This window comes from Rhizobium sp. BK377, from assembly GCF_014193935.1.
In the GTDB taxonomy this organism is placed as follows: Bacteria; Pseudomonadota; Alphaproteobacteria; order Rhizobiales; family Rhizobiaceae; genus Rhizobium.
The window spans coordinates 245,758-270,862 of record NZ_JACIAC010000008.1 but is presented as its reverse complement, the minus strand read 5'-3'; the positions used below and the strand labels follow the sequence as shown (position 1 = coordinate 270,862).

The following is a 25,105-nucleotide window of genomic DNA, read 5'->3' as shown; positions in this document are numbered from 1 at the left end:
GCGACGCATGACCGATCTGAAGCCGCTTTTGGCCAAGGCAGCAAGCCGCGAGCCCCTGACCCGCGACGAGGCGCGCCAAGCCTTCGACATCCTGATGTCCGGCCAGGCAACGCCTTCGCAGATCGGCGGCTTCCTGATGGCGCTCCGCGTTCGCGGCGAAACGGTTGACGAGATCGTCGGTGCCGTTACCACGATGCGCTCCAAGATGCTGCGGGTCGTAGCGCCCGCCGATGCGATCGATATCGTCGGCACCGGCGGCGATGCCAGCGGCACCTACAATATCTCGACGCTGGCAGCGCTGATCGTCGCCGGCGCAGGGGTTCCGGTCGCCAAGCACGGCAACCGCGCACTGAGCTCAAAATCCGGTGCCGCCGACAGCCTTGCCGCGCTCGGCGTCAATCTCGAGGTCACCCCGGAAATGATTTCGCGCTGCATTGCCGAGGCCGGGGTCGGCTTCATGTTCGCGCAACAGCATCATTCAGCCATGCGCCATGTCGGTGCCTCGCGCGTCGAACTCGGCACGCGCACGATCTTCAACCTGCTTGGCCCGCTCTCCAATCCGGCCGACGTCAAGCGCCAGCTTCTCGGTGTCTTCGCGCCGCAATGGGTCGTGCCGCTCGCCGAAGTCATGCGTGATCTCGGCTCGGAAAGCGTCTGGGTCGTTCATGGCGATGGCCTCGATGAAATCACCACGACGGGCAAGACCAGCGTCGCCGCCCTCGAAAACGGTCAGATCCGCACCTTCGAACTGTCGCCGGCCGATTTCGGCGTGGCGCCCTGCGTGCTTGCCGACATCAAGGGTGGTGACGGCACTGTGAATGCCGCCGCACTTCGCGAGGTGCTTGCCGGCGCCAAGAACGCCTATCGCGATATTGCGCTCGCCAATGCCGCCGCCTCGCTCGTCATCGCGGGCAAGGCAGAGACGATCCGTGACGGCATGAAGTTTGCAACGGAATCGCTCGACAGCGGCGCAACGGCATCTGCGCTCGATAAACTGATCGCCGTATCCAACGATATCGACTAGGATCGTCTCATGACCGATATCCTGAAGAAAATCGAAGCCTATAAGCGCGAGGAAATCGCTGCCGCCAAGGCAAGGACATCGCTTGCCGATCTCAAGGCCATGCAGGCCGGTCAGTCCGCGCCGCGCGGCTTCCACAAGGCGCTCGTCGCTAAGCGCGATGCCGGAGAATTCGGCCTGATCGCCGAGATCAAGAAGGCAAGCCCCTCCAAGGGCCTCATTCGTCCGGATTTCGATCCGCCTGTTCTTGCCAGGGCTTACGAAGCCGGTGGTGCTGCCTGCCTTTCCGTGCTGACCGATACGCCAAGCTTCCAGGGCGCACCGGAGTTTCTGACGGCAGCGCGCGCCGCCTGTGCCCTGCCCGCGCTGCGCAAGGATTTCATGTTCGAGACCTATCAGGTCCATGAAGCCCGCGCCTGGGGTGCCGACTGCATCCTGCTCATCATGGCCTCGCTGAGCGATGACGATGCCGAGCGCCTGCAGGACGAGGCCTTCTCGCTTGGCATGGATGTGCTTGTTGAGGTCCACGATGCGCCGGAAATGGAACGTGCGCTCAAGCTTTCATCGCCGCTCGTCGGCATCAACAACCGCAACCTGCGCACCTTCGAAGTCAGCCTCACCGTCAGCGAAAAGCTGGCTGCCATGGTCCCTGACGATCGTCTTCTGGTCGGCGAAAGCGGCATCTTCACCCATGAGGATTGCAAGCGTCTGCAGACCGTGAGGATCAATACCTTCCTCGTCGGCGAAAGCCTGATGCGTAAGGATGACGTCGCGGCCGCCACACGCGCGCTGCTGACAGGCGAAGCCGCAATCGCGGCCGAATGAGCATGAGCGGCGAAAAGCCAGGCCTCACCCATATCGCTGCCTCCGGCGAGGCGCACATGGTCGATGTTTCCGACAAGGCCGAGACCGTGCGCATCGCCACTGCCGAGGGCCATGTGAAAATGGCGCCTGAGACGCTTTCGCTCATTCGTCAAGGCAATGCCAAGAAGGGTGATGTCATCGGTACTGCTCGCCTTGCCGGCATCATGGCCGCCAAGCGCACGGCCGACCTCATTCCACTCTGCCATCCCCTGATGCTGACAAAGGTCACGGTCGAGATCGAGGAAGATGCCGCCCTGCCCGGCCTGCGGGTCACGGCCACTGCCAAGCTCACCGGCAAGACCGGTGTGGAGATGGAAGCGCTGACTGCCGTCTCCGTCGCCTGCCTGACGATCTACGACATGGCCAAGGCCGCCGACAAGGCCATGGAAATCGGCGGTGTCAGGCTGCTTGAAAAATCCGGCGGCAAATCCGGAGATTTCCGCCATCCGGAGGCAAGATGAACCTTTTGCCGGTCGCCGAGGCCCTAAGTCGCCTACTGTCCAGCGCCACGCCCGTCATGGGGTCCGAAACGCTGCCGCTCGCCGAAGCTGAAGGTCGCGTTCTGGCCGTCGATCTGACGGCAGGCCTGACCCAGCCGCCTTTCAATTCCTCGGCGATGGATGGCTACGCACTGCGCCGTGAGGATGCGCCGGAGCCGGGCGCCGTGCTGAAGGTCATCGGCACGTCCTCCGCCGGCCATGGTTTCGAGGGAAGCGTCGGTCAGGGCGAGGCTGTCCGCATCTTCACTGGTGCCCCCGTCCCTCCAGGCGCCGATAGCGTGTTGCTGCAGGAGGATGCGGAGAAGATCGAGGGTGGCATCAGAACCAAATTCCCTGTACGGCAAAACCAGCATGTGCGCCCGCGCGGCCAGGATTTCGCTGAAGGCGAAGTAGTATTGCCTGCTGGCACTGTGCTGGATTTCTCCCGGCTGACGGTCGCTGCCGGTATGAACCGCCCTGATGTCGAGGTGCTGCGCCGCCCGCTGATGGCGATCCTCGCAACCGGCGACGAATTGTTGCCGCCCGGGAGCACGCCCGGCCCATCGCAGATTATTGCGTCCAATGCGTTTGGTATTGCGGCCCTTGCCCGCAAGGCCGGCGCGGACGTGCTCGATCTCGGCATCGTGCCCGACGATAAGGCTGAGATTGCCGCGACGATCGACAAGGCACGCAATGCCAAAGTCGATGTCATCGTCACGCTCGGCGGCGCTTCGGTCGGCGATCATGATCTGGTGCAGGCCACGTTGATCGAGGCCGGCATGCAGCTCGATTTCTGGCGCATCGCTATGCGCCCGGGCAAGCCGCTGATGGTCGGCAGCTTCGGCAAGACGCACGTCCTCGGCCTGCCCGGCAATCCGGTCTCAAGCCTCGTCTGCTCGCTGCTTTTCCTCGAACCGCTGATCCGCAGGCTTGCCTCGCTGCCGCCGGTTCAGCGCGAGACAATCGTGGAAACCGCCGTGACACTGCGCGCCAATGATCACCGGCAGGATTATGTCCGGGCAAAACTTTCGAAATCGGCGGCCGGTGGCTGGCTGGTCGAACCCTTCGACAAGCAGGATTCGTCGATGATGAAAACCTTCGCCTATTCGGACTGCCTGATCATCCGCCCGCCGCATGCGCCGGAACTGCCGGCAGGAACCACCTGCCCAGTCATGCTTCTGCGGCCGGATCTCCTCGCCTGATATTTCCTGACGTTGCCGCGATCCAGCACCATCATGTTCATGATCGCAAAGCCGTTTGGCCGTTTCGTCGGGGCTGGAAGTCGGCATAGCGTCTGATGACAAGCCCTCGCCTCGGCTCACCTCAACCGGAAAACCGCGCTATTGGCGGTCGGGTTGTCCTTGGCTCCGCCGAAATCCGGCACAGCATAGTCTGCAACCTGCAACAGGGAGCTCGTTGGAAGAGGCGCCCTGCCCGGATCGCCGATGAGCACATCGAGACCGGCCGTGCGGCAGCGTTGAAGGAAAGGCAGAACACGCAACGCCAACGCCGGGTCATAGAAGATATCGCCGGCAAGGATGATGTCGGCAGAAGGCGGCGCGTCGTCGATGATGTCGCCCAGTTGCGTCCCGATCACGACATCATTCGCTGCGGCATTTAGCCGTGCCGCGGCAATCGCCTTCGCATCGATATCGACGGCCAGCACGTGCGCCGCACCGCATTTCATCGCCGCGATGGCGACGAGGCCGGAGCCGGTGCCGAGATCGACGACACGTTTGCCGGCAACCATTGCGGGGTGGTCGAAAAGATAGCGGGCAAGCACCGCACCACCCGCCCAGGGATAGGCCCAATAAGGTGGCATCAGATCGGAATCGTCAGCCATTGCAAGACGATAGAGACCACTTCTTGGCGTCGCTATATGCAGCTGTATATCAGGGATGAAAGGCACGCCGGAAAGCGGCAGGCTCGCCCGGATGAAGGCCGTTAGGTCGAGACGATCATCTGCTGAAGCCGTTCTCACCTGGGATTGCCTGCCTTCGTTGCGAAAGGCATCACCGGCTGGCCGCCAACTGCCTCAGCGGTCCTTTTTCTTGCCGAACTTGGCCCTGCCGCTATCGAATTTGGCGCCTTCGAACTTGTTGCCACCTTCGAACTTGTTCTTGGCGCCTTCAAATTTGGGCTTGCCCGGCTTCTTCGTCCAGGGCTTGTCGTCCCGGCGCTCGGCGCCGGCTGGCCTGTCTTTTTGGAATTTACCGTTCTGCTTATCGCCGCGGAAACGATCATCGCTACGCTCTTCGAAGGATTTCTTTGCATAAGCCGGCTTACTGAAATCGGGCGTGCCGTTCAGTCTGTTGACGCGGATTCCGCGCTCCATCGTCTTGTTCGGGCCGAGCGCACCAAAAAAGCTGTCCGCACTATCGGCTGCGATTTCTATGAAGGTCTCGTCTGGCTGCATTTTGATGGCACCGATTTCCCGTTTGGTTACGTTGCCGGCGCGGCAGAGCATCGGGATCAGCCAGCGCGGTTCGGCATTCTGCTTGCGGCCGACGGAGACAGAGAACCAGATGCTCGGGCCGAAATCATCGCGCGGTCCCTTTTGCGCCGGCGCGAATTCGCGCGGCTCGCCGTCGCGGCGTTTGCGTGCACGGTCATCCTGGACCGAGACTTCGATCAGGTCTTCCGGAGCCGACTGGTTGGCGCGATAGAGACGCACGAAAGCGGCGGCAAGAGTCTCGGCGCCGTGGCTCGCGATGAGCTTCTGCACCAGATCCTGCTCTTCTTCCTGCGGCTTGTCGGCGAAGATCGGGTCGGCGAGCAGCCGCTCGTCATCACGCTCCGTCACTTCTTCCACGGAGGGCGGCCGTGCCCAAGTGGCCGCAATACCGGCATTTTCGAGAAGTCGCTCAGCCTTGCGGCGCACGTTGAGCGGCACGATGAGCGCGCTCACCCCCTTGCGTCCTGCGCGACCCGTACGACCGCTGCGGTGCAGCAGCGTTTCCGGATTGGTCGGCAGATCGGCATGCACGACGAGATCGAGGCCTGGCAGGTCGATACCGCGGGCCGCGACATCGGTCGCGATGCAGACGCGCGCACGACCATCGCGCATGGCCTGCAGCGCATGGCTGCGCTCGTTCTGCGTCAGTTCGCCCGAGAGCGCCACGACATTGAAATTGCGATTGTGGAACCGCGCTGTCAGGTGATTGACGGCCGCACGCGTCGAACAGAAGACGATCGCATTGCGCGCCTCGTAATAGCGCAGCACGTTGATGATAGCGTTTTCACGGTCGCTTGGAGAAACGACGAGCGCACGATATTCAATGTCGATATGCTGCTTTTCTTCCGCCTGGGTGCTGATGCGCACGGCGTCGCGCTGATAGCTCTTGGCGAGCTTGGCGATCGCAGCCGGAACCGTTGCCGAGAACATCAGGGTACGGCGCTCATCGGGCGCCGCTTCCAAGATGAATTCCAGGTCTTCGCGGAAGCCGAGATCGAGCATCTCGTCCGCCTCATCCAGCACGGCAGCCTTGAGTTCGCTCATATCAAGGGCATGGCGGCGGATGTGATCGCAAAGGCGTCCCGGCGTGCCGACGACGATATGCGCGCCGCGCTCCAGGGCACGCCGCTCGCTGCGAATATCCATCCCGCCGACGCAACTGACGATTACGGCGCCAGCCACTTCGTAAAGCCATTCCAGCTCACGCTTCACCTGCAGCGCCAGTTCCCGCGTCGGCGCAATCACGAGAGCAAGGGGTGCGCCCGCCGGCGCGAAGCGCTCGGCGCCTTCAAGCAGCGTCGGTGCAAGGGCCAGCCCGAATGCAACGGTCTTGCCCGAGCCGGTCTGGGCGGAAACGAGAGCGTCCGATTCCGCGAGCGCCGGATCGAGCATCGCCTTCTGGACAGGGGTGAGCTCGGTATAGCCGCGCTTCTGCAACGCCTTGGCGATCGCCGGAGAGACGCCGTTATAGTCAGTCATGTGTTCGATCTTTCGGAGCTGTCAGGCGCGTAACGCGCCGTCGCCGGATCGTCCGGCCGAAGAGTTGGGCCGTTCCTACCCGCTCCGGGTGCGAATGTCAAAGTGTCTCGCCGCGCCATGTGTAGATGGCGATGCCGCTGGAGCGGCCGCGAAGCTTCGTCTCGAACGGTCCGGCCAACCGCCCCGTCTGCAACAGAATGGCATCGGGACCGGCCGCGTCGAGCAGGCTGGCGCTGAATGCAAGCTCCGCGCCGCGGCTTGCCGCCACTTCCATCAGCCGCTGAGCGACATTGACAGTATCGCCCGTCGCGGTGATCTGCTGCCGGTCGCCGGTGCCAAGACGCGAAGCGACGATCGGGCCGCAATGAGCGCCGAGCTTGAAGCCTATCTTCCTGCGCCGAAGCTCCGGATGGCCTGCGAGGAAGAGGCGCGTGCGGTCGGCAAGCCTGACGGCGCAGGCTGCTGCCCGCGCCGCATCGTCCGCCGCCGGTGTCGGCAGCCCGAAAAGGATCATGGCGCCGTCGCCCATGAAGCTTGTGATCGCCCCGCCGAGCAGCCGTACTTCCTCATCGATCAATTCAAAGAAGCCGCTGAGGATCTCGCGCACCATGGCAGGTCCGACCGCTTCGCTAAGGCCGGTGAAGCCCGAGAGATCGATGAAGACGACGGAAGCATTCTGCCGCACGGGCTCGGCCAGGAACGCCGGATCGCGCGCCAGCCACTCCCCGAGGCCGGGCGCTTCGATGCGCTGCAGGCGCTCGGATTGATCGGCAAAGTGCCGCGCACGGCGGCGGTCGCGCCAGAGTTCTGCCGCGCCGAAAATAATCGCGGGCGGGAGTGCCGCCGCAATCGGCAATGCAGCGCTTAGCCAATAGCCGTTCGCAAAAGCGGCAAGGTTGAGCATCGCCCAGGCAATGACCGTAAGACAGATGATGACGAAGCCGAGAGCGCTGCGGCGCCATGCGACCAGCGCGACCAGGAGAACAGGCAAGGCCGTCGCAATGCCGGCATCCGCCTGCCGTGTCCTGCTGTCGCGCACCATGCCATCGCCCGCGACCAGATGGGTGATCGCCGTCGACATGACTTCGACACCCGGCAGGATGGGATCGAACGGCGTGGGAAAGACATCACCGCCGCCGGTGACCGTCGCGCCGATCACCACCACCTTGCCGGTTATGGCGTCGGCCGGCAGCTTGCCGTCGAGCGCATCGGCGGCGCTGAAGGTGCTGATGCTGCCTGCGGGACCATAGAAGGTCAGCGGCAGGCGCTGACCCGTATCCGTTGGAATGCGGTGAGCGCCGAGCCGGATGCCGTCGTTTTCGATCAAGGGTTCGGCCCCGAGCGCAATCGAGGCTGCGCGCAGCGGAAAGGCTGCGTCGAGACGGTCGGCTGCGCGAGAAAACAGCGGGATGAAACGCGGTACGCCGCTCTGGTCCGTCGCCACATTGACGATGCCGAGCGGCGCAGCCTCCGCGAAGCGCGGCTGCGGCAGCAGAAGCTGCTGTGCCTCGGGGACCGTTGCAAGCGGATCCTCGGCATTTTCTATCACTGACTGGAGACTTTGAGGGAAGGTCGCGGCACCGGCAATGATAGTGGGTGCGGATCTGATCGCCGTTGCAAGCGCCGCATCCCCCTCCTCCGTGCCGGGATCAACGAGCAGTATATCGAGAGCCAGGGCCTTTGGTTTCAACGTTCCGATGGATGTGACGAGCTGTGCAAGCGTGTCCCGCTTGAGCGGATAGCCATGTGCTGCGGCGGTGCGGTCATCGATCGCGATAATGGAAACGATATCTGGTGGAGACCGGATACCGACGATCATGCTGCGCAGATCGACAAGCGTGGCTTCCACACGCTCGATGAGGCCCGAGTTCGACTGCTGCTGCAGATGGAAATAGCCGAGGGCCGCGCCCCACAGACCGGCGAGCAGCAGTGCGATCACTGTCGGAAGCCGGTGGTTCATGAGACCGCTTATTGCCCGAGGCGTGAAAGAAGAGCCGCGACGCGAGGCGCCGGCCAGGTGCGAACGGTGAGCGCAGCCGTTCCGCGCATCACGTCAACACCCTCGCCTGGTCCAAGCACGACGGCTGCCCCTGCCGGACGGCGTACGCCGACGCGGCCGCGGGTGACCAGCACGGAGGTCGTGCCGCCTTTGACATCGACGGCCCATTGGGTGCCGCGGACGGCGGCGATCGCCTGCGGCGTCACCACCTGGAAACCACCGCGATGCTGACTGCTGTCCACGTCGACAAGGGCAGCCTTGCTGCGCAATGACAGCGAATCCGGGCTGCCGTCACGATTGCGATCGATGAGTGCGAAAGATGCTCCGCGTTCGGCGGTGATATTGACGCCGCCAGGGCAGCGGAAGATCTGGTTGCCATTTGCGGCACGCGAAATCGCGCAGCTGGCAGACTGGGCATAGGCTGCTCCCTGAGGCAGGAGCCCGATGGTCAGGGCAGCGGAAAAGAGGCTGAAGGAGATTGCTGGGATGGCTTTCATGATCCGCCTCTCATGACCCGCCGGTACATCCTCGAAGGTGCCGGCCGGCCCATACTAGCTGAATTCGCTGGTTTCCCTATGCAAAAATCGGAAGCTGCGCAAGCCATTCGGAAACATTCAGGATTCGCCCGGTGAGGGCCCGATGTAGCGGGCGCGGGGGCGGATCAGATGGCCGCTTTCAATCTGCTCCATCGCATGCGCCAGCCAGCCGGCCGTGCGCGCCAGTGCGAAGACGATGATCGGTGCCTCCTCCGGCAGGTCGAAGGCGGCCGTCATGGCGGCAAGCGCGAAATCGACATTGACCGGCTCGCCCACCATTTCTTCGCCGGCCAGCTGCACATCACGAAAGACCGGAGGCACGTCGAAAGACGAGAGCAGAACGCGCGCCCGCACATCGCCGTCGGGATAAAGCGGATGTCCGAAGGCTACAGGCCTGCTTCCCCGCAGCAGCTGGTGGCGGATCGCCCGTTCTGCCCCGATGCTTGAAGCGGCTTCGACAAGCGCGTCGATACTCCGCCACGCCGAGCCGTGCAGCGGGCCTGTCAGCGTCGAAAGACCAGAGAGAGCGGCGGCAGAAAGTGCCGCTCCCGTCGAAACCGTGACGCGGACAGCGAAGGTCGAGGCATTCAGCTCATGATCGGCGAGCATGACGAGCGCCCGACGCAGGCAATCGGCAGCCTCCGGCCTGTGCCAGCATGCGGCGAGACGGTGATGCAGGGAAAGGTCCGTAGGGCCTGGCGCCAGCGCATCGGCTACGGTGGAAAGCACGCTGCATGCTTCCATCTGCAAGGCGGGGCGTGCACGTCCGAGCGACGGCAGATCGGCGCTCACCCGTCCCGCTAGCGCCAGAAGCGCAGCGTGAATGGAAGGCGCCGCCAGGTCTGTGGCGCGTGATGGTACGCAGGTAAAACTCTCCGCATTCCAAAGCAGCAGCGCAGTCCCCTCCAGCGTCGCATGCACTGAAAGCTCCGCCGCATCCTGCCCCCGATACAGCAACCGTCCTGCGGCAATGGTTGAGATCGCGGATGTCAGCACGGGATCGCCCCAGCTGATCGCCTCGGCGGCGACCGTCTCGCTCTTGCGTCGGCCGGCATGCCGCTCGGCAAGCCGTTTGACGTCGCTTTGCTGATAGAGGCTGCGGCGCGGGTCGGCCGGGTCGGCCTTGGCGCGGATACGGCCTCGGCTGACATTGGCATAAAGCGTCTGCGGCTTGGTGCCGAGTTCCGCCAACGCTTCTTCTGCTGTCAGCCAGGTCATCGCAACCTCATATTGATCAATTACATCAAGATTGACGTCAACTAAACTAGGTCCGATCTTTCCTCCGGTAAAGGAGAAAGACCCATGAAAAATGGTTTGGAAGATGTCGTTGCCGCTGAAACCCAGCTCTCGGATGTCGACGGTGAAGCCGGCCGGCTGATCATCCGTGGCGTATCCCTGGATCACCTGGCCGGGCGCAGTACCTATGAAGATGTCGCCGCCCTGCTGCTGGACGGGTTGATCGAACCGCATCTCGACGCAAGCGAATTGCGCCGCCGGCTCGGCCAGGCGCGAATGGAAGTTTTCGCCGAAGTCAAAACTGCCGATACTCTCCTGCTCAAGCTGCCACCGGTCGATGCCATGCGTGTTCTTGTTGCCCGCCTACCTGACGGCGAGGGCATAGATACCGTGCTCCGTCTGCTTGCCGCACCCGCCGTCTTCCTGCCGGCGGTTCTGCGCCTGCAGCGAGGCGAAAAGCCGGTAAAGCCCAATGCAGGCCTCTCACAGTCGACCGATATCCTGCGCATGCTCTCAGGCGCGATGCCGAGTGCCGAGCAGACCGCAGCCCTCGACACTTATCTCGTGACGATCTCAGATCACGGCCTGAACGCTTCGACCTTCGCATCGCGTGTCATTGCCTCCACCCGTGCCGGCCTCACCTCCTCTGTTCTGGCGGCAATCAGTGCGCTCAAGGGACCGCTGCATGGCGGCGCGCCGGGACCGGTGCTCGATATGCTGGATGGGATAGGAAGCGAGGCCAATGCCGGCCCCTGGCTGCGTTCCGCACTCGATCGCGGTGAGCGGCTGATGGGCTTCGGCCACCGCGTCTATCGCGTGCGCGACCCACGCGCTGACGCGCTGAAAAACGCGCTGAAGCCGCTCGTTGCCGCCAGCCAGGTCAATGCCGCCAGAATTGCGCTTGCCGAGGCGGTGGAACAGGCGGCGCTTGCGGTTCTAAGGGAACGCAAGCCGGACCGGCCGCTGGATGTGAATGTGGAATTCTATACCGCTCTGCTCTTGGAAAGCCTCGGCTTCCCGCGCGAAGCCTTCACAGGCGTCTTTGCCATCGGCCGCACCGTCGGCTGGATTGCGCATGCCCGCGAGCAGGCCTTGGAGGGCCGCCTCATCCGTCCACGCTCGGTCTATGTGGGACCACTGCCGGAAGCGGCATGACGGAATGAAAAAGCCGCTCCCTCGTTTCAAAGGGAGCGGCTGGAATTGTGTAACAGCGAATAATTAGACCAACCGGCTCTGTTCCGTGGCCGCTTCGATGAAGCTCGCAAAGAGCGGATGCGGGTCGAGCGGGCGAGACTTTAGTTCCGGATGGTACTGAACGCCGATGAACCACGGATGGTCGGGATACTCGATCGTCTCCGGCAGAACACCATCAGGTGACATGCCCGAGAAGACGAGGCCGCAATCTTCCAGCCGGTCCTTGTAGTCGATGTTGACTTCGTAGCGGTGGCGATGACGCTCGGAAATGTCGGTAGAGCCGTAGATATCCGAAATCTTCGTGCCCTTCTTCAGCGCCGCCTTATAGGCGCCGAGACGCATCGTGCCGCCGAGGTCTCCCGCGGCCGTTCGCTTTTGCAGCTCATTGCCCTTTACCCATTCGGTCATCAGGCCAACGACCGGTTCCGGGGTCGGGCCGAACTCGGTCGAGGAGGCGTTGGGCACATCAGCCAAGTTGCGGGCAGCCTCGATGACGGCCATCTGCATGCCGAAGCAGATGCCGAAATACGGTACCTTGCGCTCGCGGGCAAAACGCGCCGCGTGGATCTTGCCTTCTGAACCGCGCTCGCCGAAGCCGCCGGGCACGAGAATGCCATGGACCTTTTCGAGGTAAGGCGCCGGATCTTCCTTTTCGAAGACTTCCGACTCGATCCATTCGAGCTTGACCTTGACGCGGTTGGCGATACCGCCGTGATGCAGCGCCTCGATCAGCGACTTATAGGCATCCTTGAGGCCTGTATATTTGCCGACGATCGCGATCGTTACCTCGCCTTCCGGTGTACGGATGCGATTGCAGACCTCTTCCCACTGATTGAGGCGCGGCTTCGGAGCCGGCTCGATGCCGAACGCGGCCAGCACTTCATCGTCGAGGCCTTCCTTGTGATAGGCCATTGGCACGTCATAGATATTGGCAACGTCGAGCGCCTGGATGACGGCGGAGGGACGCACGTTGCAGAACAGCGACAGCTTGCGGCGCTCTGCTTCCGGGATTTCCCGGTCGGCACGGACCAAGAGAATGTCGGGATGAATGCCGAGCGCCTGCAGTTCCTTGACGGAATGCTGCGTCGGCTTGGTCTTCAGCTCGCCTGCTGCCGGAATGTACGGCATCAGCGTCAGGTGCACGTAGATAGCTGTGCCGCGCGGTAGGTCGTTGCCGAGCTGGCGGATCGCCTCCATGAAGGGCATCGCCTCGATGTCGCCGACCGTGCCGCCGATCTCGCAGATGACGAAATCGTAATCGTCATTGCCCTCGATAACGAAATCCTTGATCTCGTTGGTGACGTGCGGAATGACCTGAACGGTCGCGCCGAGATAGTCGCCGCGGCGTTCCTTGTCGATGATGTTCTTGTAGATGCGCCCGGTGGTGATGTTGTCGGTCTTGGTCGCCGAGCGCCCCGTAAAACGCTCGTAGTGGCCGAGATCGAGGTCGGTTTCCGCGCCGTCGTCGGTGACGAAGACTTCGCCGTGCTGGGTCGGGCTCATAGTGCCCGGATCCACGTTCAGATAGGGGTCAAGTTTGCGAAGCCGCACCCGATAACCACGGGCCTGCAACAACGCTCCGAGAGCCGCGGCCGCAATTCCTTTTCCGAGGGAAGAAACCACGCCGCCAGTGATGAATACGTATCGCGCCATGGGAGTCACCGGATACCTTTTCAAAAACGATTCCACCAGCCCAAAAATTCTTTTCCGGAACTTTTGGTGCGTGGCGCAGGAATCTGAACAAAAGAAAACCGGCAGACCCGAGGGCCTGCCGGCGGTTTATTTTCTGGACCGGCTTATTGAACCGTGGGGACGCCGGAAGGCTGTGCCGGCGCGGTAGCGGCCGGGGCCTCAGGCTGAGCCGGAGCCGTCGTCTGAGCAGCCGGAGCGGTCGCCGCAGGGGCGCTTGCAGCCGGTGCCTGAGTTGCTGGCGTCTGCGCCGCAGGAGCTTGCGTTGCCGGGGCAGCCGGTGCCGGAGCCGCAGCGCCGCCATTCGGAACGCCGCTGTTATCGGCGGGCTTGGCCGGAGCCCCTGTGTTGCCGCCGCCGAGCGAATCGAGAATGCCGTTGCCCTGCCCGCTCGTTGCCGGAATGCGATTGAGAATATCGGTCGGTCGGCTTTCGTATCGGGTCAGGATGCCGAGGCCGAGCGAGGTGATGAAGAACAGCGTCGCCAGGATCGCCGTGGTGCGCGTCAGCGCATTGGCCGTGCCGCGAGCCGACATGAAGCCCGATCCGCCGCCGATACCGAGGCCGCCGCCTTCGGAGCGCTGGATGAGCACGACGCCGACGAGCGCGAGCACGATCATGAGATGGATGACAATCAATACGGTCTGCATGGGTCCAGTCCTGCCCGTCTGAGGACGGACATAAAGTAAAAATCTGGCGGCTCTTTACATGAGGTCATCAGCTATTCCAAGCCCTTCGGCCAGGAATATGCAATCGCTTCAGGCGAGCAGCGCTTCGTATGTGCCGTAGATGGCGAGGAAGTCGGTGGCTTTCAAGCTCGCACCGCCGATCAGCGCGCCATCGACATTGTCGACGGCGAGCAGTTCGCGGGCATTGCCGGGCTTGACCGAGCCGCCGTAGAGAATGCGCATGCCCTTGCCCTCGTCACCGAAGCGGTGGACGAGTTCGGAGCGGATGAAGGCGTGGGCGATTTCCACGTCCTTTGCCGTCGGTGTCAGCCCTGTACCGATCGCCCAGACGGGCTCATAGGCAATAACGGTATTGTCAGCGGTTGCTTCCTCCGGCAGCGAGCCGGAAAGCTGGCGCTTGAGAATGTCGAGGGTCTGATAGGCGTCGCGCTCTTCGCCGGTCTCGCCGACGCAGACGATCGCCGTCAGGTCCGCCTGATAGGCGGCTTGCGCCTTGGCGCGGATCATATGGTCGGTCTCGGCATGGTCGATGCGCCGTTCCGAATGGCCGACGATCACATAGGTGCCGAAGCAATCGGCAATCATGTCAGCCGAAATATCGCCGGTATGCGCACCGGATTGCGCCTGATGGCAATCCTGTCCGCCGATCGCAAGCGGGCTGTCGGTCGCAAGCGCGGTCGAGACGTAAAGCAGTGTCGCCGGCGGGCAGATCAGCGTTTCGACCTTCTCAGACAACGGAACCATGACGCCTTGGGCAATCGCCTTGATCTGGTCCAATGAATCGCGCGTGCCGTTCATCTTCCAGTTCCCCGCCACGAGCGGGCGTACGTCAGGTGTCATGCTGCTCTCCCAAAATCCGCATATCCGGCGGCCTTAGCAAAAGCGTGGCTCAAAAGAAAGCGCCGGGGATGGCTTGAGGCCCTATATGACCCGGAATCTGCCGTTCAGGACGCCAAAACCCAGTTCAGCACTCTGCGCCAGTCGATCATGCGGATCGGCGTTCCATGATTGCCGTTCTGAAAGAGCGTGAAATGCGTCGGGTACTTCGCCTTGTCGAGCTTTTCGAACAGTGCCTGCTGCTCGGTTGCCGCATAGACAGGGTCACGGCTGCCATGGGCAAACCACAGCGGCAGCTTGGCTTTGTAGAACGGGCTTTTCACGAAATCCGGGTCCGAGACGCCGCTCATGATCAGCATGCCCTTCAGCCGCTTGACGCTTCCGGCGTCGCGCGCGATGCCCCAGCAGATCTGGCTGCCCATCGAGGCGCAGCTGAGGATAACTGGACGGCCTGGAGACTGCGCGCTCGCATATCGGATCAGCCCGGCAATGGCGGCAACGCCATTGGCGTCGAAGGTCTTGACCGTCGGGGAATAATAGACGCCACCGTTGCCGGCCGTAAGGTTCTTCAGCCGGTTGAAGTTGCCGCCGAAGGAATAGTCATTTGCGCCGAGCCGCCGGTCTCCGTCGCGGCCGTGGATGAAGATGACCGTGAAGGCGGCGTTCTGGGCTGGTCCCACCCTGGTGACATCGAGCCTGATGCCGTCGAGCGACAGCGTTTCATCTGTCTGCAGCTTCTTGACGCCGAGCGAGACATATTTCTGCTGCACCCGCTTTTGCGGGATCTGGTCGCGCCCGTTGATATCCCGCATCTCGTCGTAATCGATTACTTCCGATGCGCCGTCATCGCCCGTCTGCAGCACTGTCTGCGCCGAAAACAGATCGTCCTTATAGGGCGGCAACGTCTCGGCCGCGGCGGTCGTGACAGCCGCCGACAGGAAAAAGGCCGCAATTGCAGTGATTATGGTGCAATGACTTGTGGACATCGGCATGCAGATGGTTCCCATAGAGCTGCCGCGACTTGCCATTCGGCGCCCGGCAACGCAAATCACATCTTGAAAAGCTCCGCAAATCCGGGGCGCGTCGCGTATCGGGGCGCTTTCTGTCAGAATCCCCCTGATTCGCAAACGCGACGCGGACTGTGACTATTGTGGGCCAGCGGCGGCCCTTCACGAGAATAAGATCTGAACGGTTCCATGGAAGACAGCAACGACCTCTTTTCCGGAATGCCCCTGACGCAGAAGCAGGAGGAGGCTGCAAAGCCTGCAGCACCCGCCGAACGGCCCGCCGCGGCTGCGGCACCCGCTACCGCACGCCCTGCCCCGACGACGTCGAACGGCGATGATTACGGCGCATCCTCGATCCGCGTTCTGGAAGGTCTGGAGCCCGTTCGCATGCGCCCAGGCATGTATATCGGCGGCACCGACGAGAAGGCGCTGCACCATCTTTTTGCCGAAGTCATCGACAACTCGATGGACGAAGCAGTGGCCGGCCATGCCGATTTCATCGACGTGCATCTCGATATCCAGGGCTATCTCACGGTCACCGACAACGGCCGCGGTATTCCGGTCGAGAACCACCCGCAGGTTCCCGGCAAGTCGACGCTCGAAGTCATCATGACCAAGCTGCATGCCGGCGGTAAGTTCGACGGCAAGGCCTACGAGACCTCCGGCGGTCTGCACGGCGTCGGCGTGTCCGTCGTCAATGCACTGTCGGATGTTCTCGAAGTCGAAGTCGCTCGTAACCGCAAGCTCTACCGCCAGCGCTTCTCGCGCGGCGTGCCGCAGGGCGGGATCGAGGAACTGGGCGATGTGCACAATCGCCGCGGCACCAAGGTTCGCTTCCACCCCGACCCGCAGATCTTCGGCGACCACGCGAAGTTCGATGCGGGCCGTGTCTTCCGCATGGCCCGGTCAAAAGCCTATCTATTCGGCGGTGTCGAGATCCGCTGGAGCTGCGATCCGGGCGTGCTGCCCGAGGGCTCCGACGTGCCTGACAAGGCCGTCTTCCACTTCCCCGGCGGCCTGAAGGATTACCTGCAGGCGACGATGGGCAAGGAATTCACCGTCACCCGCGAAATCTTCGCCGGCAAGAGTGAAAAGGTTGCCGGCCACGGTGCGCTGGAATGGGCGATCACCTGGTATGGCGGCGATCCGCAGGTTCATTCCTATTGCAATACCATCCCGACACCCGAAGGCGGCACGCATGAGGCGGGTCTGCGCATCGCGCTGACAAAGGGCCTGAAGAGCTACGCCGAACTGACGCAGAACAAGCGCGCCGCGCAGATCACCACCGACGACGTGATGATTTCTGCCGTCGGCATGCTCTCGGTCTTTATCCGCGAGCCGGAATTCGTTGGCCAGACCAAGGATCGACTGGCAACGGTCGAAGCCCAGCGTCTCGTCGAAAATGCGCTTCGCGACCCGTTCGACCACTTTCTCGCCGACAATCCGGGTGAAGCCGAGAAGCTTCTCGACTGGGTGATCGAGCGAGCAGAAGAACGCCTGCGCCGCCGCAAGGAGAAGGAAGTCAACCGCAAGACCGCGGTACGCAAACTGCGCCTGCCAGGCAAGCTTGCCGATTGCTCGCAGAACACTGCCGAAGGCGCCGAACTTTTCCTCGTCGAGGGTGACTCGGCAGGTGGCTCCGCCAAGCAGGCGCGCAACCGCGCCAACCAGGCTATCCTGCCGCTGCGCGGCAAGATCCTCAACGTCGCCAGCGCCGGCCGCGAGAAGCTCTCGGCCAACCAGCAGATCTCCGATCTCATCCAGGCGCTTGGCTGCGGCACGCGCTCGAAATACCGCGAAGAGGATCTGCGCTACGAACGCATCATTGTCATGACTGATGCCGACGTCGACGGCGCGCATATCGCTTCGCTGCTCATCACCTTCTTCTATCAGGAGATGCCGGAGCTCGTGCGCGGGGGGCATCTCTTCCTTGCGGTGCCACCGCTCTACAAGATCACGCAGGGCGCAAAGTCTGCCTATGCCCGTGATGATGAGCATCGCGCCGAACTGATGGAGACGGAATTCAAAGGCAAGGCCAAGATCGAGATCAGCCGCTTCAAAGGTCTCGGTGAAATGCTGCCCGCTCAGCTCAAGGAAACCACCATGGATCCCTCCAAGCGCACCCTTCTGCGCGTGCTGATCGATGAGGTAGATTTCGAAGGCACGCGCAATGCCGTCGACGACCTGATGGGGACCAAGGCCGAGGCACGCTTCCGTTTCATCCAGGAACGTGCGGCTTTCGCTGAAGACCTCGATATTTGACGCATGTCGCGCAAAAGTGTGCAGCGGTTTTGCGACAACGACATGCGAAAAACAAAGACTCAAAGCGGGGAGCGAATCTGAAAGAGCGCGAGACGCGTCGAGTCACAGCGAATTCATAGAACTGACGAAGAACCGTTACGCTTCCGTCAAAATACCGGCGCAATAGAACGGCCGGCGCTCTGCCCTCCCGAGAGGTCACTGCAGCGCCGGCCCTCTTGTTTCAACCCTTTGCCGGATATTTGCCATGACCAGGCGTTTTCTCGCGACTGCCGCTTTCGTTCTCCTGTCCAGCACCGCTTCCGTTTTCGCAACCGATATTGGCGCGACCGTCGAGACCGCCTGCCCCTTCGGCGATTGCGCCGCTGCGATCTCCCTTTCCTATCTCGGTGAATTCGTCATCCCGACCGGTCAGATGGAAAACGGCGTTGAATTCGGCGGCATTTCCGGCCTCGATTTCGATGCCGCCACTGGCCATTACATTGCCATCAGCGACGATCGCTCCGAAAAGGCCCCGGCCCGCTTCTACGCTCTCGATATCGATGTCAGCGCCGCCGGCTTGAAGGGCGTCACCGTCGTCAAGCATGTCACCTTCCAGGACAAGAACGGCCAGCCTTTCGCCTCGCGCACCGTCGATCCTGAATCCATCCGCTTCGGCAAGGACGGCATTTACTGGGGTAGCGAGGGTGATGCAAAGGCGCTGATCGCCCCCTTCGTGCGCGTCACCTCTCCTGATGGCACCTTCGTGCGCGAGTTCAAGCTGCCTGACGGTTTTGCGCCGACCGCCGACAAGTCGACCGGCATCCGCGACAATCTCGCTTTCGAGGATATCGCGGTGTCTCCATCCGGTGATGTATTCGTCGGCGTTGAGGCGGCCCTCTATCAGGACGGCCCGAACCCCAGCCTGACCACAGGCAGCCTGTCGCGCATCGTCCGCTATGACGGCGCAACCGGAGAGCCCAAGGCTCAGTATGTCTATCCGGTCTCGCCGATCCCTCAGGCCGCCACGAAGGCCGAAGGTGGCAACGACAACGGCATGTCGGAAATGATTGCCCTTGATGATCACCGCCTGCTTGCCGTCGAGCGCAGCTATGCCCAGGGCTTCGGCAACAACGTCAAGCTTTTCATGATGGATCTCGATGGCGCGACCGATGTCTCCTCCATCGCCTCGCTTGCCAAGAACGACCAGCGCGTCGTCCCTGCCCGTAAAAGCCAGGTGCTGGATCTGCGTGCCATCGGCCTGACGCCGGACAATATCGAGGCCATGGCAATCGGCAAGGCGAAGGATGGCACTGATGTCCTGATCCTCGGTTCGGACAATAATTTCTCGACTGGCCAGAAGAGTCAGTTCTACGCCTTCAAGATCAACCGCCGCCCTCAATAATATCGAGGCGATCGAAAGCTCAAAGAAGTACGCTTTGCACACGCTTTATCGGGCGGACCTTGAAACCGCCCGGTTCATAGCCCATAAACTAGGACAACAATAAAAAGAGGCGCGCGTGGGTGTGTTTAATCGTCAGAAAACCAATACGGAGCCGCGATGGCTGGGGCCTTCGGCGACGATCCGTACGCCGCTGATACCTTCCATTTCGGCTGCCCGCTGGCTGCTCGTGCTCGTTGCCGCAGCCGGCGTCTATTTCTTTTACGGCTTCGTGGTGCCTGTACTCGCAGCCCTCGTCATCGGCTTTGCGAGCTGGCCGCTTTACCGCAAGCTGGTTGCCCGCGTCGGCGGCAATACGACGATCGCCGCGACAATCGCGATTGTCCTCATAGTCACCTTTCTCGTCATTCCGATCAGCCTTGCCGTTGCCTATACGACCGGTGAAGTGCGCACCTGGGTCGCATGGGCGATCCACGCCAACCGCTTCGGGGCGGAGACGCCGCAATGGATCGTCGCGCTCCCGCTCGCTGGCTCCTATCTCGATGAACTTTGGACGAAATATATCGGCAGCCCCGGTGCCATGGGTGAGCTGATCCAGGCAGTCAGCGGCGCCCATATCGGCAACATCTACCGCGCGGTTCTGGCGGCTGGCGGCGGTGCCTTTCACCTGCTCCTTACGCTGCTCTTCATGCTGATCGCACTCTTCTTTGTCTATCGCGACGGCTTCTCCTTCTCCAAGCAGATCGACATGCTCGGCGAACGCATTCTGCCGAACCGCTGGGAGCGTATTTCCCGCGTTGTGCCTGCCACCATCAGCTCGACGGTCATGGGCATGACGCTGATTGCCATCGGTGAAGGCATCGTGCTGGGCGTTGCCTACTGGATCGCCGGCGTGCCCTCGCCCGTCACCCTCGGCGTGCTGACCGGCGTCATGGCGCTGATCCCCGGCGGTGCACCGCTCTCCTTCACGCTCGTATCCGTCTATTTGCTGGCGAGCGGCGCACATGTCGCCGGCATCGCCCTCTTCGTCTGGGGCACGGTCGAACTCTTCATCGTCGACAAGACGCTGCGCCCCAAGCTCGTCGGTGGACCGATCAAGCTGCCGTTCCTGCCGACCTTCTTCGGCCTCGTCGGCGGCGTGAAGACGATGGGCTTCCTCGGCCTCTTTATCGGCCCTGTGCTGATGGCGCTGCTGGTCGCGATCTGGCGCGAATGGATACATGAAGTCCGCACCGCCGATGCAGGCCCGCATGTCATCCTCGATGAACAGGCGCCACCGGTTCACCGAGCGGCCGAATGATCTCCAGGTCGCAGAAGCAGGTTAAGCAGTAAGGCGCTTTTCCATGAAGAGGCTCAGCGGGTCAAGCAGATAGGAGCCGAAAGGTTCGATCTCGATATATCCGTATTTCCTGTAGAGGCTGATCGCTTCGGGTTGGTAGATGCCGGTCTCCAGACGAATGGCCTCAAGACCTTTTGCCCGGCCGATTTCCTCCAGCCGGTCCATCAGCCGGCTTGCGACTCTCAGGCCTCGCGCCTCGGGATCAACGAACATGCGCTTGATTTCTGCCGTTCCGTCGCCTGCTTCCACCAGCGCGCAGCAGCCGACGATCTCGCTGCCGTTGCGCGCCACGAGGAAGCTGACGGACGGCTTTTCCAGCGTCGAAATATCGACGAGGTGGTTGCTCTCGGGTGGATAGAGCGATTGTGCATAGGCATCCGAGAGGTTGAGAAGCCGGATCACGCCATCCTGACGCGGCGATTCCAGAGCGATGATCACTGACATTTTCTCTCCTCTTCCAACGAAACGAGCGATTTTTCCCTGGATGACGAGGACTTCAGGTCGCTGCCCTCATTCCGTTGGAATTGTGCTTTCGAAGGTGGTGACACGCTCAATAGCCATGGAGGCAAAATATGCAAGCCGTCCTCATCGCCATGACGATCCTCGGTTGCGACGATTCCGTCAGCCAATGCAATTACGTTGCCACGGTCGACAAACAATGGGAAACCGTCGTCGCCTGCGATGCCGAGGCCGAGCAGCGGCTGAAGGCCTATGCCAATGCAAGCTATCCGACCGTCATTGCCGTCTGCGAGGCGCCTAAGTCGCTTGCCGCTGCCGAACCGGCCAAGCCCGCGCCCGCTGCCCCGGCAGCGCCGGAGGTAGCCGAACAACGGGATGGCCTTGGCGGTTTCGTGGATACTATTGCCGGGCGTGTGCGCGCCAATCTGCCTTCCGGCCGGGACGTGAAAAACACCCTGGCAAAACCGCTGCACTTCGTTTCTGCAAGCTATTCCTGGGCCGCCGCCCGGTTTAACGACTAGCCAGCCGCAAGCGAGGCATAAACACGGGCCGACCGGCGCTGCTCGGCAACATGCAGCTTTTCGACCATATCGAGCAACTCGCCGACAGCGTCGTGTTGCCCGACCCGGTTGTGGAATTTCTGAAGCAGGCGCCCGCAGACGCTGCCGAGAAGCGAGGTTGCCGTCTTGCGCGAAGCTTCGCGCCACAGAAACGTCGCTTCCACGAAGATGATGCTGATATCACGCGGCAGGCCGGCCGATTCATAGAGCGCGCGCACGGCATGCATGCGGCCCGTGGCAAGGATTGCCCGCACGCGGCGATCGTTGCAGCCAGATAGATTGACGATGGCACAGGCGAAGAACTCCACCTTGCCGCAGCAGAGCGCATGCATGAGGAAGGACGGCGTCAGCCGGTCGTTCAGGCGAAGATGCTCGACAAGATCGGGGACTTCGATCGGTGAGATATCGCCGGCAATGGAAACGATCGCTGCTTCCGTCGCCTCGCGGCTGATGCGCTGCAGCCTCTGGAGGCCGATTGCCGCCTGCGCCAGCGGCAGACCGACCAGCGCATTGCTGACATGCTGTGTCAGAAGCTGCCGGGCATCGGCCGGCAGATCGATGCGGTCGAGAAGCAGGTTTCTGATGTCGACGATATCGCCGAGCCGCTCGGCAATCCGCTTCAGGGACTGGGCGGAAATCGCGGCGCTATCGTTTTCCAGGAGGCAGAGAACCTCGTCCTCGTCACCGACTTCGGCAAGCGCCGCCGAAACAGGACGCGTGACATAGGCGCGTGCCGCAATGAGCATCCGTGTTGCGCTGCTGCCGCGTGCTGCGAGATCGACCAGGTCGGCATCCGTCAAAATCGGCGAGCATGTCACCGCGTGGCAGGCGATTTCCGGCTGGTCCTCGGCGAGCGAGAGAATGATGTTGCGCGGCGCATGCGGTGCCCAGGCTATCGCCTCGGCGAGCGCAAGCCGCACACGTGGCGACGGATCGTCGAGCAGATAGGTCATCGCCTTTTCCGCAGCGGCGCGCCGGTCATCTGACATTTCCGATTTGAGATAGACGCGTCCGAGAGCACTCGCAGCGGCCGCCCTGTCAGCGGCCTTGGCCGTTTCGGCCCAACGAAGAAATGCCTCAATGATCACGACCACGCCCCGGGTACTGAACGCGATTCGGTCGCGTCTTATTCAATACAGGGACGGTAGCCGGAAAAAGTTTATTATTGGTTCACCATGTTTGTTAGCTTTTGCTCAAGCCTTGCGTCGTGTTCAGACTTTCGGCCTGAACATTTCGAACACCTCGCTGCCCTCGCAATAATCCATATACCCCATGCGCGCGATCGGCCGCGCCAACGCCACAACGAACCGGCCATCCCTGATGATGGTTTCATCGATATGAATGCCGACAACTTCCCCAAAGACGAAGACATTCTCAGATGCTTGGCCGGACAGTGTCTTCGGCTCGATGATCTCGGTCACCTTGCATTCCAATACGGCGAAAGCCTCAGCCACATAGGGCGCATCGATGAGTTCCGCCTGTTTTGGAGTCAGCCCTGCGAATTCGAACTCGTTGGTGCCGTAAGGTAAGGCAGCAGAGGTCAGGTTCATCTGCTCCGCCAGATTGCGGCTGACGAAATTGCAGGTGAATACGCCGGTCTCCCTGGCGTTTTGCTGGCTATGCTTATGCCCGCTCGACGAAAACATCACCAGCTTCGGCTTGTCGGCGACCGCATTGAAAAAGGAATAGGGGGCGAGATTGATTGACCCGTCCCTGCCCTTGCTGCCGATCCAGCCGATCGGACGCGGCGCAACGATCGCCTTGAAAGGATCGTGCGCCAGCCCGTGCTGATTGGTATCCGTCGTATAGAACATCACACTTCGCCGCCGACCCAGGTGACCGTCTCGGTTAGTTCGGGACGCGGACGCTCGACGGGCGGGAATGTGCTGGAGCCGATATGGATGAAGCCGGCGACCTTTTCACCCGGGTGGACGCCGAGCGGCGGGTAGGCACGCTCGTCATAGGCAAACCATTCCGTCAGCCAGTTTGCAACGTAGCCATGCGCATTGGCGGCCAGGATGACGTTGAGGCAGAGCGCGCCGGCCGACATGATCTGCTCCCATTCGGGGATCTTGATATGCGGGCCGGCCTTGCTGACGATGCCGACGACGACGGGTGCGCGCGTAAAGCGCGTGCGCTCCACCTGGATCATTTCCTCGGAAAGATCGGGCTTGGCTTCGAGCGCCAGTTTCAGCAGCTCTTCGCCGAGCCTTACACGCTCTTCGCCGCGATAGACGATGAAGCGCCAGGGGGCGAGCTTGCCGTGATCGGGAACGCGCGATGCAAGGCGTAGAATTTCCTCTATCTCTTCCTTTGCCGGTCCCGGTTCACACATCTGGAATGCAGGGATGGAACGGCGCACGGCGAGATAATCGATCAGCTTGATGTCGGATTTCATGCAGGGGAAGCTCTCATTTATATGCGGAGGTTGGCCACAGGTCTTGAATTTGCCATGCCATTGGTCTTGAAGTGGACTTTGCGATTTCAGAAGTCAATCGGTTCACGAACAGGATGTTTGGCATTTTGCCTTTTGCACGAATTGGCCTTGCTATTGCTCTGATGTTGCTGACGCCATTCGGCGCTGCAGCTCAGGACGCCTTCAAGGAATTCAAGCAGCTCGAATCGACGCCGAAAATGCCGAAGCTCAACGCATTCGTCGCGCCGGGAGCGGCACAAGGCCTGCGCCTGCGTGACGTTTCGCTGGAGGCGAAGTTGACGGCCGATGGCGCGCCTGTCGAAGACGGGCTTTCCTGGTACGTCTTCAGTCCGGTTGCCGGAGCCGATGGCAAGTTGCCGCTCATCGCCAGTTCCCGCGGAGGCACGGCAGCCTTCCAGCTCGCTGCCGGCGATTATTTCGTCAACGTCTCCTTCGGCCGCGCCGGCGTTACCAAGAAGCTGACGGTGCCGGATGCAAGCGAAGTCGACAAGCAAGTCATGATCCTCGATGCCGGCGGCCTATTGCTCAATGCCGTCTCCGGCTCCGATGTCCGTATTCGACCCAACCAGCTGAGCTTCTCGATCTATTCCGCCGAAGTCCGCGACGACGGTGAGCGCGGCCTTGTGATGGCCGATGTACCGCCGAATACGGTCGTGCGCCTCAATGCCGGCACCTATCACGTCGTTTCCGAATACGGCAACGTCAACGCCACGATCCGCGCCGATATCCAGGTCGAAGCCGGCAAGCTCACCGAAGCGACGATCCAGCACAGGGCCGCTCAGATCAATTTCAAGCTGGTTTCGGAAGCCGGCGGCGAAGCGATCGCCGATACCGCCTGGTCGATCCTGACGGCGGCCGGCGACAGTGTTGGCGAAAGTGTCAGCGCCTTTCCGACCATGGTGCTGGCGGAAGGCGAATACACAGCGGTCGCCCGCAACAAGGACAAGATCTATCAGCGTGATTTCACTGTCGTTGCCGGCGTCAATACCGATGTCGAAGTGCTGATGAAGGACCAGCAGGCCCAGCAGCCGATTGCTCCAGCCGCCACGGCCCTACCGCCGGGACAGGCCGCGGCCGGGCCGAAGGGCGTGCCTCAGCCGGGCGACGAGATCCCGCCGCAGCCGCCCTTGCCGTCCTACGAAGATCTTCAAAACGGCGACGGCGCCAGCCTCGACTGAAGCCGGA

At 62.0% G+C, this 25,105-nt stretch carries 23 protein-coding genes; 10 read left to right on the top strand and 13 right to left on the bottom strand.

Annotation, left to right across the window (positions count from 1 at the left end; all coding sequences use genetic code 11):
- Positions 1-7: 7 nt before the first annotated feature.
- From trpD to glp, 4 genes are read left to right on the top strand one after another with little or no spacing between them, the layout of a single operon-like run.
- A complete protein-coding gene (gene trpD / locus FHT92_RS26705) occupies positions 8-1,024 on the top strand; it encodes an anthranilate phosphoribosyltransferase (protein WP_183830935.1) in 1,017 nt (338 codons plus the stop codon).
- 9 nt (positions 1,025-1,033) lie between these two features.
- Entirely contained in the window at positions 1,034-1,846 is an 813-nt protein-coding gene (gene trpC / locus FHT92_RS26700) for an indole-3-glycerol phosphate synthase TrpC (protein ID WP_183830933.1), read from the top strand.
- 2 nt (positions 1,847-1,848) lie between these two features.
- On the top strand, positions 1,849-2,346 hold the full coding sequence (gene moaC / locus FHT92_RS26695; RefSeq protein ID WP_183747165.1) for a cyclic pyranopterin monophosphate synthase MoaC: 498 nt from the start codon (positions 1,849-1,851) through the stop codon (positions 2,344-2,346).
- Positions 2,343-3,566: a gephyrin-like molybdotransferase Glp gene (glp, locus tag FHT92_RS26690; protein ID WP_183830931.1), complete on the top strand. Its 1,224-nt coding sequence runs from the start codon at positions 2,343-2,345 to the stop codon at positions 3,564-3,566. The genes moaC and glp overlap by 4 nt, the downstream gene beginning before the upstream one ends.
- A gap of 116 nt (positions 3,567-3,682) precedes the next feature.
- On the opposite strand, the gene FHT92_RS26685 is transcribed toward glp, so the two are convergent.
- The 5 genes from FHT92_RS26685 to FHT92_RS26665 all read right to left on the bottom strand — a co-directional run bounded on the left by FHT92_RS26685 (position 3,683) and on the right by FHT92_RS26665 (position 10,051).
- Positions 3,683-4,345: a methyltransferase gene (locus FHT92_RS26685; protein ID WP_183830929.1), complete on the bottom strand. Its 663-nt coding sequence runs from the start codon at positions 4,343-4,345 to the stop codon at positions 3,683-3,685.
- Positions 4,346-4,399: 54 nt separating this feature from the next.
- The gene (locus FHT92_RS26680; RefSeq protein ID WP_183830928.1) at positions 4,400-6,298 is read right to left on the bottom strand and encodes a DEAD/DEAH box helicase; all 1,899 of its coding nucleotides are present in this window, start codon (positions 6,296-6,298) and stop codon (positions 4,400-4,402) included.
- Positions 6,299-6,395: 97 nt separating this feature from the next.
- On the bottom strand, positions 6,396-8,258 hold the full coding sequence (locus tag FHT92_RS26675) for a CHASE2 domain-containing protein (RefSeq protein ID WP_183830926.1): 1,863 nt from the start codon (positions 8,256-8,258) through the stop codon (positions 6,396-6,398).
- Between the two features lie 8 nt (positions 8,259-8,266).
- Positions 8,267-8,794: a FecR domain-containing protein gene (locus tag FHT92_RS26670; RefSeq protein WP_183830924.1), complete on the bottom strand. Its 528-nt coding sequence runs from the start codon at positions 8,792-8,794 to the stop codon at positions 8,267-8,269.
- Positions 8,795-8,911: 117 nt separating this feature from the next.
- Positions 8,912-10,051 carry a citrate synthase gene (locus tag FHT92_RS26665; RefSeq protein ID WP_183830922.1) on the bottom strand — a complete coding sequence of 380 codons (1,140 nt, stop codon included), beginning with the start codon at positions 10,049-10,051 and terminating at the stop codon, positions 8,912-8,914.
- Positions 10,052-10,135: 84 nt separating this feature from the next.
- On the opposite strand from FHT92_RS26665, the gene FHT92_RS26660 reads away from it, so the two are divergent.
- The gene (locus FHT92_RS26660; protein WP_183830920.1) at positions 10,136-11,224 is read left to right on the top strand and encodes a citrate synthase/methylcitrate synthase; all 1,089 of its coding nucleotides are present in this window, start codon (positions 10,136-10,138) and stop codon (positions 11,222-11,224) included.
- A 63-nt stretch (positions 11,225-11,287) separates the two neighbouring features.
- Here the strand turns inward: FHT92_RS26660 and FHT92_RS26655 are convergent, their stop codons facing one another.
- The 4 genes from FHT92_RS26655 to FHT92_RS26640 form a co-directional block, all read right to left on the bottom strand.
- Positions 11,288-12,916, bottom strand: a complete 1,629-nt coding sequence (locus FHT92_RS26655) for a CTP synthase (RefSeq protein WP_183747150.1) — start codon at positions 12,914-12,916, stop codon at positions 11,288-11,290.
- 143 nt (positions 12,917-13,059) lie between these two features.
- The gene (secG, locus tag FHT92_RS26650) at positions 13,060-13,602 is read right to left on the bottom strand and encodes a preprotein translocase subunit SecG (protein ID WP_183830918.1); all 543 of its coding nucleotides are present in this window, start codon (positions 13,600-13,602) and stop codon (positions 13,060-13,062) included.
- Between the two features lie 108 nt (positions 13,603-13,710).
- Positions 13,711-14,481, bottom strand: a complete 771-nt coding sequence (gene tpiA / locus FHT92_RS26645) for a triose-phosphate isomerase (protein ID WP_183830916.1) — start codon at positions 14,479-14,481, stop codon at positions 13,711-13,713.
- A gap of 104 nt (positions 14,482-14,585) precedes the next feature.
- Positions 14,586-15,470 carry an alpha/beta hydrolase gene (locus FHT92_RS26640; protein WP_183830914.1) on the bottom strand — a complete coding sequence of 295 codons (885 nt, stop codon included), beginning with the start codon at positions 15,468-15,470 and terminating at the stop codon, positions 14,586-14,588.
- A 204-nt stretch (positions 15,471-15,674) separates the two neighbouring features.
- Here FHT92_RS26640 and parE point away from each other — a divergent pair, with 204 nt between their 5' ends.
- The 3 genes from parE (at position 15,675) to FHT92_RS26625 (ending at position 20,425) form a co-directional block, all read left to right on the top strand.
- Positions 15,675-17,747 (top strand): DNA topoisomerase IV subunit B, encoded by a 2,073-nt coding sequence (gene parE, locus FHT92_RS26635; RefSeq protein WP_183830912.1) that lies wholly within the window; start codon positions 15,675-15,677, stop codon positions 17,745-17,747.
- A gap of 244 nt (positions 17,748-17,991) precedes the next feature.
- Positions 17,992-19,128: an esterase-like activity of phytase family protein gene (locus tag FHT92_RS26630; RefSeq protein WP_183830910.1), complete on the top strand. Its 1,137-nt coding sequence runs from the start codon at positions 17,992-17,994 to the stop codon at positions 19,126-19,128.
- A gap of 115 nt (positions 19,129-19,243) precedes the next feature.
- The gene (locus FHT92_RS26625; RefSeq protein ID WP_183830908.1) at positions 19,244-20,425 is read left to right on the top strand and encodes an AI-2E family transporter; all 1,182 of its coding nucleotides are present in this window, start codon (positions 19,244-19,246) and stop codon (positions 20,423-20,425) included.
- A gap of 21 nt (positions 20,426-20,446) precedes the next feature.
- Here the strand turns inward: FHT92_RS26625 and FHT92_RS26620 are convergent, their stop codons facing one another.
- Positions 20,447-20,908, bottom strand: coding sequence for a GNAT family N-acetyltransferase (locus FHT92_RS26620; RefSeq protein WP_183830906.1), 462 nt, complete (start codon positions 20,906-20,908; stop codon positions 20,447-20,449).
- Between the two features lie 128 nt (positions 20,909-21,036).
- On the opposite strand from FHT92_RS26620, the gene FHT92_RS26615 reads away from it, so the two are divergent.
- Positions 21,037-21,444: a hypothetical protein gene (locus FHT92_RS26615; RefSeq protein WP_183747134.1), complete on the top strand. Its 408-nt coding sequence runs from the start codon at positions 21,037-21,039 to the stop codon at positions 21,442-21,444.
- Here FHT92_RS26615 and FHT92_RS26610 read toward each other — a convergent pair.
- From FHT92_RS26610 to FHT92_RS26600, 3 genes are all read right to left on the bottom strand, one after another.
- The gene (locus FHT92_RS26610; RefSeq protein WP_183830904.1) at positions 21,441-22,571 is read right to left on the bottom strand and encodes a DUF2336 domain-containing protein; all 1,131 of its coding nucleotides are present in this window, start codon (positions 22,569-22,571) and stop codon (positions 21,441-21,443) included. The two genes, FHT92_RS26615 and FHT92_RS26610, sit on opposite strands and share 4 nt — an antisense overlap.
- Before the next feature lie 123 nt (positions 22,572-22,694).
- Positions 22,695-23,297, bottom strand: a complete 603-nt coding sequence (locus FHT92_RS26605) for a flavin reductase family protein (protein WP_183747130.1) — start codon at positions 23,295-23,297, stop codon at positions 22,695-22,697.
- Positions 23,297-23,881, bottom strand: coding sequence for a nitroreductase (locus FHT92_RS26600; RefSeq protein WP_183747128.1), 585 nt, complete (start codon positions 23,879-23,881; stop codon positions 23,297-23,299). Before FHT92_RS26600 ends, FHT92_RS26605 begins: the two co-directional genes overlap by 1 nt.
- Before the next feature lie 113 nt (positions 23,882-23,994).
- On the opposite strand from FHT92_RS26600, the gene FHT92_RS26595 reads away from it, so the two are divergent.
- Positions 23,995-25,098 (top strand): hypothetical protein, encoded by a 1,104-nt coding sequence (locus tag FHT92_RS26595; protein WP_183830902.1) that lies wholly within the window; start codon positions 23,995-23,997, stop codon positions 25,096-25,098.
- The last annotated feature ends 7 nt before the right edge of the window (positions 25,099-25,105 follow it).

Coding starts and splice junctions, on each gene's coding strand:
- trpD (WP_183830935.1), top strand. CDS start 8: ATGACCGATCTGAAGCCGCTTTTGGCCAAGGCAGCAAGCCGCGAGCCC.
- trpC (WP_183830933.1), top strand. CDS start 1,034: ATGACCGATATCCTGAAGAAAATCGAAGCCTATAAGCGCGAGGAAATC.
- moaC (WP_183747165.1), top strand. CDS start 1,849: ATGAGCGGCGAAAAGCCAGGCCTCACCCATATCGCTGCCTCCGGCGAG.
- glp (WP_183830931.1), top strand. CDS start 2,343: ATGAACCTTTTGCCGGTCGCCGAGGCCCTAAGTCGCCTACTGTCCAGC.
- FHT92_RS26680 (WP_183830928.1), bottom strand. CDS start 6,298: ATGACTGACTATAACGGCGTCTCTCCGGCGATCGCCAAGGCGTTGCAG.
- FHT92_RS26675 (WP_183830926.1), bottom strand. CDS start 8,258: ATGAACCACCGGCTTCCGACAGTGATCGCACTGCTGCTCGCCGGTCTG.
- FHT92_RS26670 (WP_183830924.1), bottom strand. CDS start 8,794: ATGAAAGCCATCCCAGCAATCTCCTTCAGCCTCTTTTCCGCTGCCCTG.
- FHT92_RS26665 (WP_183830922.1), bottom strand. CDS start 10,051: ATGACCTGGCTGACAGCAGAAGAAGCGTTGGCGGAACTCGGCACCAAG.
- FHT92_RS26660 (WP_183830920.1), top strand. CDS start 10,136: ATGAAAAATGGTTTGGAAGATGTCGTTGCCGCTGAAACCCAGCTCTCG.
- FHT92_RS26655 (WP_183747150.1), bottom strand. CDS start 12,916: ATGGCGCGATACGTATTCATCACTGGCGGCGTGGTTTCTTCCCTCGGA.
- secG (WP_183830918.1), bottom strand. CDS start 13,602: ATGCAGACCGTATTGATTGTCATCCATCTCATGATCGTGCTCGCGCTC.
- tpiA (WP_183830916.1), bottom strand. CDS start 14,481: ATGACACCTGACGTACGCCCGCTCGTGGCGGGGAACTGGAAGATGAAC.
- FHT92_RS26640 (WP_183830914.1), bottom strand. CDS start 15,470: ATGCCGATGTCCACAAGTCATTGCACCATAATCACTGCAATTGCGGCC.
- parE (WP_183830912.1), top strand. CDS start 15,675: ATGGAAGACAGCAACGACCTCTTTTCCGGAATGCCCCTGACGCAGAAG.
- FHT92_RS26630 (WP_183830910.1), top strand. CDS start 17,992: ATGACCAGGCGTTTTCTCGCGACTGCCGCTTTCGTTCTCCTGTCCAGC.
- FHT92_RS26620 (WP_183830906.1), bottom strand. CDS start 20,908: ATGTCAGTGATCATCGCTCTGGAATCGCCGCGTCAGGATGGCGTGATC.
- FHT92_RS26615 (WP_183747134.1), top strand. CDS start 21,037: ATGCAAGCCGTCCTCATCGCCATGACGATCCTCGGTTGCGACGATTCC.
- FHT92_RS26605 (WP_183747130.1), bottom strand. CDS start 23,297: ATGTTCTATACGACGGATACCAATCAGCACGGGCTGGCGCACGATCCT.
- FHT92_RS26600 (WP_183747128.1), bottom strand. CDS start 23,881: ATGAAATCCGACATCAAGCTGATCGATTATCTCGCCGTGCGCCGTTCC.
- FHT92_RS26595 (WP_183830902.1), top strand. CDS start 23,995: ATGTTTGGCATTTTGCCTTTTGCACGAATTGGCCTTGCTATTGCTCTG.